The organism is Mycobacterium hackensackense (genome assembly GCF_025822555.1).
Taxonomy (GTDB): Bacteria; Actinomycetota; Actinomycetes; order Mycobacteriales; family Mycobacteriaceae; genus Mycobacterium; species Mycobacterium fluoranthenivorans.
In genome coordinates this window covers 1-12,177 of the sequence record NZ_JACKUC010000028.1, presented here as the reverse complement: position 1 = coordinate 12,177, position 12,177 = coordinate 1, and the positions used below count along the sequence as shown (strand labels likewise).

Annotated in this window: 12 protein-coding genes; 7 read left to right on the top strand and 5 right to left on the bottom strand. The window is 59.9% G+C overall.

The genetic code is table 11. The annotated features are described in order from the left end of the window. Position 1: 1 nt before the first annotated feature. Entirely contained in the window at positions 2 to 472 is a 471-nt protein-coding gene (locus H7J86_RS01640) for a hypothetical protein (protein ID WP_267288970.1), read from the bottom strand. A gap of 254 nt (positions 473 to 726) precedes the next feature. On the opposite strand from H7J86_RS01640, the gene H7J86_RS01635 reads away from it, so the two are divergent. Then, positions 727 to 1,530 carry an RsiV family protein gene (locus H7J86_RS01635; RefSeq protein WP_267288968.1) on the top strand — a complete coding sequence of 268 codons (804 nt, stop codon included), beginning with the start codon at positions 727 to 729 and terminating at the stop codon, positions 1,528 to 1,530. Between the two features lie 75 nt (positions 1,531 to 1,605). Here H7J86_RS01635 and H7J86_RS01630 read toward each other — a convergent pair whose 3' ends face one another. After that, the gene (locus H7J86_RS01630; RefSeq protein ID WP_267288966.1) at positions 1,606 to 1,986 is read right to left on the bottom strand and encodes a VOC family protein; all 381 of its coding nucleotides are present in this window, start codon (positions 1,984 to 1,986) and stop codon (positions 1,606 to 1,608) included. A 61-nt stretch (positions 1,987 to 2,047) separates the two neighbouring features. On the opposite strand from H7J86_RS01630, the gene H7J86_RS01625 reads away from it, so the two are divergent. Next, the gene (locus H7J86_RS01625) at positions 2,048 to 2,506 is read left to right on the top strand and encodes a MarR family winged helix-turn-helix transcriptional regulator (protein WP_267288964.1); all 459 of its coding nucleotides are present in this window, start codon (positions 2,048 to 2,050) and stop codon (positions 2,504 to 2,506) included. A 161-nt stretch (positions 2,507 to 2,667) separates the two neighbouring features. Here H7J86_RS01625 and H7J86_RS01620 read toward each other — a convergent pair whose 3' ends face one another. Then, positions 2,668 to 2,925, bottom strand: coding sequence for a DUF3297 family protein (locus H7J86_RS01620; protein ID WP_090361319.1), 258 nt, complete (start codon positions 2,923 to 2,925; stop codon positions 2,668 to 2,670). Between the two features lie 826 nt (positions 2,926 to 3,751). On the opposite strand from H7J86_RS01620, the gene H7J86_RS01615 reads away from it, so the two are divergent. From H7J86_RS01615 to H7J86_RS01595, 5 genes are all read left to right on the top strand, one after another. Then, positions 3,752 to 4,267, top strand: a complete 516-nt coding sequence (locus H7J86_RS01615; RefSeq protein ID WP_267288962.1) for a nuclear transport factor 2 family protein — start codon at positions 3,752 to 3,754, stop codon at positions 4,265 to 4,267. 18 nt (positions 4,268 to 4,285) lie between these two features. Next, positions 4,286 to 5,017 (top strand): hypothetical protein, encoded by a 732-nt coding sequence (locus H7J86_RS01610; RefSeq protein ID WP_267288960.1) that lies wholly within the window; start codon positions 4,286 to 4,288, stop codon positions 5,015 to 5,017. A 490-nt stretch (positions 5,018 to 5,507) separates the two neighbouring features. Further along, complete coding sequence (locus H7J86_RS01605) at positions 5,508 to 5,669, top strand: hypothetical protein (protein WP_267288958.1); 162 nt, start codon at positions 5,508 to 5,510, stop codon at positions 5,667 to 5,669. An 821-nt stretch (positions 5,670 to 6,490) separates the two neighbouring features. Beyond that, complete coding sequence (locus H7J86_RS01600) at positions 6,491 to 6,871, top strand: hypothetical protein (RefSeq protein ID WP_267289309.1); 381 nt, start codon at positions 6,491 to 6,493, stop codon at positions 6,869 to 6,871. A gap of 77 nt (positions 6,872 to 6,948) precedes the next feature. Further along, positions 6,949 to 8,325, top strand: a complete 1,377-nt coding sequence (locus tag H7J86_RS01595; protein WP_267288956.1) for a hypothetical protein — start codon at positions 6,949 to 6,951, stop codon at positions 8,323 to 8,325. A gap of 158 nt (positions 8,326 to 8,483) precedes the next feature. Here H7J86_RS01595 and H7J86_RS01590 read toward each other — a convergent pair whose 3' ends face one another. Continuing rightward, on the bottom strand, positions 8,484 to 9,407 hold the full coding sequence (locus tag H7J86_RS01590) for an S-4TM family putative pore-forming effector (protein ID WP_267288954.1): 924 nt from the start codon (positions 9,405 to 9,407) through the stop codon (positions 8,484 to 8,486). Positions 9,408 to 9,533: 126 nt separating this feature from the next. Further along, the gene (locus H7J86_RS01585; protein WP_267288953.1) at positions 9,534 to 10,388 is read right to left on the bottom strand and encodes a nucleotidyltransferase domain-containing protein; all 855 of its coding nucleotides are present in this window, start codon (positions 10,386 to 10,388) and stop codon (positions 9,534 to 9,536) included. Between the last annotated feature and the right edge of the window lie 1,789 nt (positions 10,389 to 12,177).

The following is a 12,177-nucleotide window of genomic DNA, read 5'->3' as shown; positions in this document are numbered from 1 at the left end:
TTTAGGCCGCGCGGGGCATATCGCCCGCCGCTCGTGCCGCCGGGAGTGACGCCGGACGGCCCACGGCAGTGGCCCAACCGACGATGCTCAGATAGAGCCCGGTCAGGGCGACGATCACCGTGCCCACCTGCCACCAGGGCGCCTGGGCAACGACGTCGTTTCCCCAGGACAGATAGGCATAGGGGAAGGTCATCAACGCCACACCCTTGAATGCGGTGAGCCATCCCAACAGTGAGACGATCGTCGCGGGAGCCCCACGCCAGTACGGGTGCAAAACGATGATGGACAGACCCATCGGCAGGACGAATGCGCCGGTGACCCACGGCCATACGACGTCAGCGTCAAATTGAGCCAGCAGCGTCCGCAGGGCGGAGGCACGCGTCAGCATCGTGGACGCGGCAACGAGAAGGTAGGGCCCGAGCACTCGGGCGAACAGGCTCGTGCGGGTGTGCAGGTGCGGTAACGCTCTCATGGTGCGTCTCCTTCGGACAGCGGCTACGCCGGTGGTGACCTGATGGGGACCCACGAGATCCCCTGAGTCATTCGACCGCCGCACCGGTCCCTGGAGGTGGGGGCCGATGTCCTGCCTGTGCGGGACGATGGTCACCGAACCCCACCCTGACCTCGGTATGCAGCGGTACTTCCGCCCAGCCAGGTTTGCCGGCCGGGCGGCACGTTAATCTCTTGGTCGCGGCGCGTTGCCGCGTTTGCTAGGAGGTATTACCCATGCGCTCTTTCAGCGTGGCAGTGGTCGTCGCGGTGGCCGCCACATTCGGTTGCTCTGGCGTGGCGGTGGCGGCCCCGAAGGATTACTGCGCCGACCTCAAAGGCGGCAATACCGGCAGCACGTGTGAGATCCAACTCTCCGATCCCGCGTACAGCGTCGACATCAGCATTCCGCTGGACTACCCCGACCAGAAGTCGGTCGCCGACTACATCTCGCAGGCACGCGACGCGTTCCTCAATTCGGCCAAGTCCGGCGCGCCCCGCACCTCGCCGTACGAGTTGAGCATCAAGCCGACGAAGTACAACTCGTCGGTGCCGCCGCGCGGCTCACAGGCTGTGGTGTTCACGGTGACCCAGGAACTCGGTGGGGGCCAGCCGCAGACGACGTACAAGGCGTTCAACTGGGACCAGAGCTACCGCAAGGCGATCACCTACACGGCCGCGCCGGACGACAAAGAACATGCGCCGTTGTGGCGGGTGGACGATCCGCTGAAGACCGTCGCACCGATCGTCCAGACTGAACTTCAGCAGCAGCTGGCACCGCCGCCCCCGGTCGCGACCACGCCTCCCACGCAACCGGGGCAGCCGGCGACGACCACGCCCACCAGCACCACCACCGCGCCGCCGCCCCCGCCGTTGCCGTTCGCGCAGGCCGCGCTGTACAACCCCGCCAACTACCAGAACTTCGCGATCGTCAACGACGGGGTGATCTTCTTCTTCGACCAGGGCGTGTTGCTGCCCGCCTCGGCCGGGGGTTTGCACGTGCTGGTGCCCCGGTCGGCGATCGACCCGATGATCGCCTGACCCCGTCGCGACATTGCCGTTAGTGTGCTCGGCACTCGCACTTTCGCTCAGTAAGTTCAATGTCGCGGCGGAAGGTCAGTTCCTCTGGTCCGCGCGGTCGTGAAGCGTGATGTGGTACCCATCGGGGTCGGCGAAGGTGAAGGTTCGGCCGAAGGGTCCGTCGATCGGTGCGGAAACGATGGTGTGCCCGTCGGCGACGAGCGCGTCGTGGATGCCTTGAACGTCGTCGGCGTGCAGCCAGATTGCGGCACCGATGCCGGGCCGCGCAGCGGAGGCAAGATCGGTGCCGGCAACGATGTCGCGCAGCGCGAACGTGATCGGCTTGGTCTCGAAGACGACCGCGTGCGGGGGCCCGACCGGCGAGCGGACGAGGCCGAGGTACTGCTCGTAGAAGGACTCGGAGGCGTCGAGGTCGCGCGCCTGCAGTGAGATGAAATCGGGGCCGGTGACGGGCACGGTGAGTTCCTTTCTTCGTGTCAGTTTTCTGACACCTATGACCGTATGTCAGAATACTGACATGAGTCAAGACGGTGGTGGCATCGACGTCGGCACGTCACTGGGTTACGCATTGAAAGAGGCCTCAAGTGCTCTGCGCGCAGCCATGGAGGAGGTGCTGCGACCGCTCGGGATGAACATCACGCGCTACGCCTGCCTGGAGCTGCTGGCTCAGCGACCAGGCTTGTCGAACTCCGAACTCGCGCGGGGTGCGTTCGTGACGCGGCAGTCGATGAACGTGCTGCTGCAGACCTTGGAACGCGAGGGCTACGTCAGCAGACCAGAGGAGGCACCCGTGGGGAAAGTTCTTCCCACCCAACTCACCCCCCGCGGCCGCAAGGCTCTACAGAAGGCGACGACGGCGGTCCGGGCTGTCGAAGACAGAATGCTGTCCAGCTTGTCCGAGGCCGAGCAGGCACGGGTGTTTCACGCACTGCAGAACATGATTCATTCTCTGCGCGATGGCAGCGCGGGTACGTAGCTCGGACTCGGCGAGACCCGAACGTCGGGACAGATCCGCGACGGGTGACCTGCGATGAGACGCGCCGCGAAATACGTTGTCGTGCCAGCCTTCAACGCCTTCAGCTCAAGCTCGCGTCCACCCCGGCGGCAGCCTGCGAGTTGGCGGCACGGCGGCGTCCGCTACTCCGCTTGGCGGAAATAGGGTTCTACCGTGCCGCTGAGCTTGACGACCATCGGATTTCCGCGGCGATCCTTGGCGGTGGGGACTTCCACACGCACCCAACCCTCGGCAACGTCGTATTCGACCACGTTGGTTTTTTCAGCGCCGTTGAAGCGAATACCCACGCCGCGCAGGAGCGCCTCTTCGCTGTAGAACGGACTACGCGGATCGATGGAGAGGTGATTCGGTGGAACGTCGGTGTTCTGATCCTGGGACATGATGGCTTTCGTTGAATGCTGCGTGGGTTTTCGATTTTGACTCTCTGAGAACCTACGCGACCGTGTAGCCGCGGGTTCCACGTAGGTCTTGGCGTGCCGCGCCCGTGCAGTGCATCGCGTTGGCCGGGGCCTCGTCGCACATCCGCGCGATTCCCCAAAGACAGAAAAGACCAGCTCAAGGCTGGTCTTTTTGTCGGGCTGACAGGATTTGAACCTGCGACCACTTGACCCCCAGTCGGACTTCGGGTGGTTTCGGCTGTTCTGCATAGCATCTGAATGGCCATTGACCTGGAGAAACCGTTTCAGGGCGTCTCCCCCGGAACCACGGGATCCCGACCTAGTTGTGACAACGCCGTGACAAGGTTGCGAATTCGGGCTGCATCCGCGCCGCCAGTTAGGCCTGTTTGCTGGAGACTGTGAGAAGCTAGCTGAACTGCGACGGAACAGCTAGCGACGCTTTCCCTTCTGGCACCAAGCTTCCACTTGCGCCGACAGCATTGCAACGACCGCCGAACCCTTGTGACAGAACTTCGCGGGGCCACGGCGACCTCCAAGGTCGCCACGAGACGCTGCACATCCAGCTGGCGTCGCTTCGACCGCGCCACGATTCCTATGCGGACGCAGTCTCCTCCATCGCCGTAGTCCCTGGAGACTCGTGATGACCCGATATGAGCGGCTTGGCTGCGACGAGAAGAGCCGGCACCAGCACTGCGCACACCCGAATGTTGCAGCGCGTGGTCTGTCGGATTGAGCCTCTGCCATTCGTCATGAAGATAAGAGCAGCAGATCGCAGACTCACAGGACACCTCTCGACGAAGGAGTATCGATGCCGTCCACCGCGTCAGACCAAACAGACGTGCCAGGGCTATTGGAGACGATCGCCGCCCTGCGCGTCGCTGCAGAAAACGCCGACGCCGACGCTCTTGCGCCAATTCTGGCCTTCGACGTGGTCTTTCGAACTCCGCTGACCTCTCGGATCCGCTTCGAGGGCAGCGCTGAAGTCATCGCGCTACATCACGATATTTTCGCGGTCATCAAAGACCTGTCGACGACTGAGCCGCTGACACGCGGCGACACAGGAGTGTTCATGTTCAGCGGACACGTGCGCGGACTGCAGCTCGATGCCGTGAATCAGGTACGTGTCAACGATCAGGGAAAGATCGCCGAAGTTACTATCTTCGCCCGACCGCTGCCAGCTCTGGCAACACTGTTCGCGACGTTACCCCCGCGAGTTACGACACGACGGCGCGGACGCGCGAAGGGCGCACTCGTGGCTACGCTGGCCGCACCACTAGGTTTCGCCCTGCGTACCGCCGACGTCTTCGTGCCCAAACTCATCTGACAACGAGTAGGCGACACGATGAGCGGATTACTTGACGACGTACTCGTCGCGCACGGCGGCCTACAACGGTGGCACGCGGTCACCGCTCTGACAGTTCACGCTAGATTCAGCGGTCTGCTGCGAAGTCGCTTTCCTGGAAACCAGATGCGCGAAGTCAACGCGCGCCTGCAGCTATCGGATCAGCACACGGTATTCGATGGCTTCCCACGCGACGACCATCGAGCCGTCTTCGAACACGGTGACGTACGAATCGAAACGTTCGATGGTCGACTGGTCGCTGCTCGTTTCCATGCCCGCTCCGCTTTCACCGGTCTGGGAGCGATTCGGCGCGCCGTGCACTGGGACGCCCTGGACGCTGCCTACTTCGCCGGATACGCCTTCTGGAACTACCTCAGCACTCCGCTGTTACTCACCCGCGAGGACGTCAACGTCACCGAAGCCGGTGTCTGGCGAGAAGCAGGAGCGCGGTGGCATCGCCTTAGCGTCAGTTTTCCTGTCCACCTTCACACCCATTGCCCGCAGCAGATCTTCTACGTCGACGACGACGGCCTGCTCCGCAGACACGACTACACCGCCGGCCCGGTCGGAGCCTGGGCGCGCGCCGCCCATTACTGCGACCATCACCGACACTTCGACGGCCTTGTCTTTCCCACCCGCCGCCGGGTATATCCACGAGGCCCCGGTGATCGCCCGCTACCCGGTCCCACGCTCGTCGCCCTTGACATCAACCACATCACGATCGAGGCCTGAACAACGAGCTACATCGGCACCACCGCTGAATGCCAGTGGGTGCTTCAAAAGCCCGTCCCATGCGAATCTCGGAGACGACTGGCTCCAATGGCATCAAAGCGCCTGTCCCCAAGCCCGCGCCCGTTGCCAGCTTTCGGCGCCAACTGGCCTGATTTGGCTATTAATTCGGGAGGCTTTCGATCACAACCTCCGGAGTCTGAGGCTGCGGGCGCTACCGGATTGCTCGCAAATTTGGGATTCGATTCTGGGGGGGTTCTTGGCACTTACCTCAAAAGCCTGTTAACTCTCAGTGGCGCAATTGGTTTGACTGTCGTTGAGATCTCGACCCGTTTTGCTGATTCTGGCCGAATCTCGATCATTATCGCGGGCTCCGAGCAGTCATTGGGATCACAGCGATGTTGGCGCCGGATGGCGGTCGTCCCCCTGAATCCGGTCCGTCCGCGGCTCAAGTCTCGGCGGCTTATGCGCGCATCGACAATGATGATGTTCGGTGAACACCGACACGGCCCCTATGGGCGACATCCACCCAGGCAACTCCATCAAGGTGGACATCCCGTTCGATCTCCCGCCCGGCACTCAGCTGTCCGCGTTGAAGGCCCGCGATTCGATGCTCAGCGGCGGCGCGACCGTCACCGTGTCCGGGACGGCGTAGGAGATGAAACAAAGCCACCTTGTTCCGGCGGTCGTCGCCGGGTTGCTACTTATCGCGGAGCTGATCGCGAGCGAGTTCGCACTGAACTTCCGCCAGGAGGCGGTCATCGGCGGAGCGGTGGGCGCCGCGGCCTTCGTAGCCATCGCGGTGACTCTGGTCGTCGCCAGACAGGCGGAACCGATACCGGTTCGGTTGCGTCGTAGCGTGTGTGACTATCGAGCGGATCGACGCGCAGCTTCGGCTAATCGCGGTCGTACGCGCCACGGTTCGCGGCCGTCGATGGTCGACGTTGACCCTCTCCTCGATGAGCGGCTATCGCTCGTCCGATCCGATCACGAGCCGGCACCCCTCCAATAGCGGCGGCCCGTACACCGCAACCCGCGTGGTCCATGAGGACGCGACGAGGGCCAAGCTCGTGACCGTTCAGGCAGTGCGTCGCCGCGACCTCGACCCAGCAGCGTCGGCCGCGGGCCAGATCCGTCACGACACCAGACCGGCATGCCCTTCTGATTGGCATACGCCTCGGCGTCGGCGCGCTGCGCATCGTTGAACGACCGATACCCATCCCAACGGCGCGGGGTCCGCACCAACATCGTGATGTCATCCAACGACGGTGATTCGCCGTGGAACCGTTGACGGACGAGGGCCTCGGCCCCTTCTGCACACGACGAATTGATGACAACACAACCTCCAGAACCTAGGGAGGTGTCGCGACAACCCCTAGAAACCACCCCGTCGTCACCAACCGCCCGTCTCGAACGAGGCCAGACGGGCGGTTGGTGTCGAGTAATTAGTCAGCAGCGAGCGGCTACCGTGAATCAATGGCGGTGCATCCACTCGCGGAGGCTGTCCACCCGTACCTGCCACTGCGGGCGGGTGTCCCCCCAATCGAACACGACCTCGACATGATCGCCAACGCCGACTACATGGTGGACATTGGACCCGGTGGTGGCGCCGCGGGCGGGACGATCGTGGAGACGGGCGCTCCGGAGCAGATCGTAGTACCACTGCACACTCTCGGGATCGTTCTTACGTCGCTGCTCGACGACGTGCTCAATCACAGCTCTGTCGCAGTCGGGTCCCGGATTCCGGACACGACGGACAATCACAGTCCGATTCTTCGATGTAACAGTCTTACGTTTTCGATGTGGCTTCTTATTCAAAACAACTCTAAGCCCCCCCGGAAAGTCCATGAGCAATGATCCGTCACCTAGCATTCCACATAGGCCGTCGCTGATCGCTTTGATACAATTGAAATAAAGTCCATTCAGGAGAATAAATGAAGTCGATCGTCGCCGTGAATACCGAAATTCCAGGCCTTAAAGACCACTATCCTTTTAAGAGTGGCGGTTCCCTGGCCGACCACGACATCATTTTATTTGACCCAACGCTTCCACGTTACCATCGACAACACTACTCGGATGGATCATCGTCCATCGATCGCGTCTCTGGACGGGAGGCAGTTACTCATCTAACTCATTGGTGTCAAGAGATCCGTGAAGCCCTACGGGACGGCAAGACCGTCTTTTTCCTACTCGCCGAACAGGAATTTGACACCTACGTTACGGGTGTCGAATCATCAACATCGAAGGTAACCAACTATACTTCAAGCGCATTAACTAACTACAGCTCCGCTCCCTTCAATATAAGCATCACTAACAGCAAGGGTTCGAAGTTCACTGTGCGGGATCCTCGTTTCAACGTGCTCTTCGATACACTGAAGGAGCATATTTCGTATGAGGCCATAATTGACGAAGATATAAAGGCACCGATCGTTACCACGATCAGAGGCACAAAGGCACTCGGTGCGATCTATAAGATGAAAGAAATCGAAGCGTCGGGACATCTTGTCGCACTCCCAAGGTTTGACCTGTCCGATCTGACGGAATTCGACGACGACGAAGAAGAAATCTGGACGAAACAAGCTCTGGGCATCGGCACGAAATTAATCAAGCATCTCAAGGACATAGACAAATTCTTGACGGCACAGTCCGAAAAGACTCCGCCACCGGAATGGGTCAGTTCTGCTCCAAAGTCACAACACGTCAAAGACCTGGAGACTAAGGTGGTTGACCTGCATAAGAAGATTCAGGTGTTCACCAAGCAGAAAGATACGGCGCTGGCGTCCATCGCAAATGCCAACTTAACGCAGGACCTGCTGTTCGAAACCGGTAAGCCGTTAGAGTCCGCAATTGAACAATTCATCCGCTCGATCGGATACACGGTCAGCAATTTTAGAGACGGCGCACTTGAGATAGACCACCTGATCGTGAGTCCAGAGGGAAAGCGGTTTGTCGGCGAAGCCGAAGGAAAAGACACTGCCGCTGTCAACATAACCAAATTCAGGCAGCTCGAATCGAATATCGGAGAGGACTACGAACGAGAAGAAGTGACGGAACACGCAATCGGCATACTCTTCGGAAACGGCTTCAGGCTGACTGAACCGTCGGCGCGTCCTGAACAATTCACAGACAAGTGCATCACGAACGCCAAACGCCTCAACACGATCTTGGTGAAAACATCCGATCTATATCCAGCTGCCGTCTACTTGCAAGATCATTCCAACGACGAAGAATTCAAAGCTGAATGCAGGAGAGCTCTCGAATCCGCCGCTGGCTCGATCGCTCAAATGCCACCGATCCCAGGCGCCGAATAATAGAAGTCGATCCCGACGACGGTACCCAGGAGAACCTGCCAAAGAACCTCTGCTAATGTCGGAAGACGACCTTGCGGCGGCTCGCACCAGTCTTCGCCGTGTGATCTCGCATGTCGTCGCGTAACCAACGGTGATGCCGGTTCCCATGCAATGGTGATTCATGGATGATTTTCAGTGCCGGCGTCGTCAATCCGCCTTTTCATGAACGAGCTGAGTTCCGCAGCTGCGGCATTCATCGTCTGCTCATTCTTTTCGCGCGCCCGCTTATAGACCAAATTTGGCACAAGGGGTGAAGACCGCCGCAGACCGTAGAGTCGTTCTTGCCAAACCAATAGATCGTCGTTCGACAACAGATTTGGACCACTGCCACGGATCGACTGTTCGATATCGTCTGCCATCGATCTTCGATCTCCGCTTGCCTGCTTTGCTGACCGCCATTGGTCGGTCACGTCAAGGAAGGCTGGGAGCAACGGAGCCGCCACACCAAGCAAGAATGTTGAAAGTTCGACGTGAATCGCCAGACTCAAGATGACTGCCGCCGCGGCCCACGCGACCAAGACTGTGACCCAGCATCTAGCGTTCAGACGCTGCAGCCGCTCTGAGTATGCAGCGTTAGCTCGCTGAGCAATGGCGATGGACGTCACACCATCTAACTCAGAATCCAGCGGGTACCACCCGATGAGCTTCTCCTTCGTCGCTGTCGCCAGGACCTGTGGCTCAGGGCCCGCATACTCGGCAATTTCCTCGGGAGACGGTCGAGGATCCCGGACTGCAAGCACCGGCATCGCAAAAATGAGGCGATCGAAATCCTCCTGCGCAGCCGCTCCTTTCGCCGCGAGGTTGCGTTCAAACGCTTGGAATACTGTGCGAGAGAGAAAAATCCACACCCCGGCGAAAGCTCCGACTACGACCGCGGCTGAAGGGAGAAACACAGCTACCGGCGGCGCAATTGCGCCGATTGCGCTAAACCCTAGCCAGCGGAGAAAGGTCCAGAACTTGGCTTTCGAGTAGAGCTTCCGTTGAGCGATTAGTAGACGAAGAGCCTGCGTTGAATCCTGTGCTGACGCAATCTCTGCGGTCATGGGGGCGCGGTAGTCATCGCGGCCAGCGCTCACGATGATCTTCCGCCCATCCGAGCGGCAGGACCCGATCCTGCACCTTCGGCAAAGATGCGCGTTTCGAGCGGGCAGCCAATGCTCCCTCCGCCATCACCCATACGCGGGGAACTTCTGACCGAATACGGATTTCCAGAGCGGGATCGCTTGATCTGGCTGGCCCGAGTAGTGCTTGTACCAAGCGGTATTCGCGGTTTGCTCGGCCGCCCTTAGCTGCTCATTGATGGTCTCTGCTTGTTGCCAAGTGAGGTAGTCGGTGATGTCTTGATCGGCGTGCCAACAGAAGTGTGTGAGTGTCTGCGCCGACTGGAACCATTGATAGATCGGCCAGCTGTAGTCGGTCCAGGAGGTCGCGAGTTTCAACGCGATAACTTCAAGGTGGTAACTCTGCAACTTCACGGGTTGGCGTCGGTTCCAGTGCTTGAGCATCGTGATCACCCGTCGAAAGCGACTGCCCCGTGCAGTGACCGCAGCCGACATTTCGCGACTGTGCTGGGGCGGGTTAGTGGGCAGCCAGACCTCCCGGTTCATGTCAGGTATTTTGTAGCCGGTAACAACACCGTCGTTCGCGATACGTGACGCGGGAACGACGTCGATGCTCGGCCAGGTCTGGAAGGTCACCGTTACTGCTTGCCCATTCCTTCGACCCTTCCCTGCCTGCCCCGTTCCGAGGGCGTTCTTCACATTGAGCAAGACCTCGGACGGCTTTCGATCCTTGATGTGCTTGGCGTGGTGCAGTACAGCGAGAACGTCGACGTCTGCGTGCTCTTTCAGAGCGGTGTATCGAGGGATCGATCCGAATGGCACGGCCTCGATGACATCGATGCCGGTATTCTTGAGCCGCTGGAGAACCCAGTCCCTGCGCGTGTTGGCGATCCCATGGTGTTCACCTGGAAGGTTGATCTCACCATAGAAGATGTCGAACGCACCTTCAGTCGTCCACGCCATGAATCCTCGCCAGTTACTCCCACCCAGGTGGTCCGGGGTGGTTCAGCGATAACCGTACGTTGAGATCCGTCCTGGACACTGCTCGACACACCTCAGGTGAAAGAGAATCGAGTTCGAGGCGCCTTGTCACCTTGATCAGAGGGATGTTGTGCGCGGTAACCACATATAAGCATCAAATCAGCCCCCCGCATGCGATTACATGGCGCGGCCCCACCAACTGCTGTGGCTAAGTTTCCCTTTGCCACGCATCCATCTGAGCATCGACGTGTAACCGGATCTTGTGGCTGGGAATTCGGCGTCGGCAATCAGCCGGCCGTTTCGGTCGATGACTGCCGCGTGGTGTGTTGCCGTGTGGGTGTCCACTCCGCTGATGATGGATCGTCTGCTGCCGACCATGTCAGGCTGGTTCCTCTCTGTTGGCCCGCGCGGCGGGCGGACAGGCCAGTGATGGGCCGTGGACGAGCACGCTCCTATTAGGTCACAACCTCCGCGCTGAAGCCCGAGTGTTCCTGTGTGGTCGATGCCGGTCCGAGGTTCAACAGGTCCTTTGAAAGGCGCGCGGTCGGCCAGGAAATTTCCGGGTCAGACCCTCGAACCGGCTTCCGATAACCATCATCACTGGCGTCCTATACTCGCCGGAACGGGGTCGTATCGGGTTTACCGTGCCGAGCATGGCCAGTTTCATCGAGCGGCAAACCGAAGACGACGACGGATAGCGACCAGGCCAGTTGATCACAGACGCTGAGCAATGTGGTCAGCTATTCCGACACCCACTCAATCGTCGAACGCTCGTCCACGCCCTGTAATGAATCGATCACCCCCAGTAGCGCTTGACAGAAAGCTGGCCGCGGGGACTGTTCAGGGCAGCGCAGATGAGGTGCCGCGATGCCAGCGCCACAATGACAGGGCTTCCCGCTAGTTGATTGTCCCGCGCGGGCCCTGTGACGTTGCCCGCCCTGGCCCGGTTGGCGCTCCTAGAGCTAGGACGTAATCCATCCGAATCTCATCTGGCGTCCGCCGCCATGTAGCTTCGGGGGTATCCAGCGAGGGCAGCGATCCCTCACCGTTCCAGCCAATCAGCTTGCTGCTCTGCGAGCGAAAGTCGTTGGCAACAGAGCTCAAGGCACTTATCGATGCTGAGCGGTGACTAACGAGGTCCAAGTCGGAACGCTTGCCTAGTTGCTCCTGGCAGACTTCCCATCGACGGACGGCCTCGTGGTCGATACGTTGGAGGTAGCTCAGAATGAAGTGAAAGTGGGGCTGCCGCACGGTCTCGTCCAAAAGCATTGCACCAGGCCAATTTTCAGATCTCCAGACCGCCCAATCCAAGGGCGAATTGTCGATGGTATCTGCAATCGACAAGAGTGCTCGTCCACACTCCGCAGCGCGCTCTCGCTGGTGGTCAGCTTTTCGCAGAGCTCGATCATTTGCAATCTGCTTCCGCACAAAGAAATATGCGGCTATGAGGCCAGCTACGGTAACGATGAACGGAAACCCTGTGTCAGCCACCCATTCCACCGAAATCACTCGGCGCCAGAGTTCCACTCCGTAACTGATGTCAACACAGGAGGCGCAAACCACTTTCGAATTGGAAACCCCTACGCCGAACCATCCCCAGACGAGCGGCGGCACAAACTCCACACATATATCTTAATCAACTGCTGAAGGGGTCTGCTGCATGATCAGGTGACACCGAGCTCGCTTGCCCAGACTGGGCGGGCTGAGAGGATGTCACTATGGCACGCCCGTATCCCCAGGAGTTCCGCGACGATGTCGTGCGGGTCGCCCG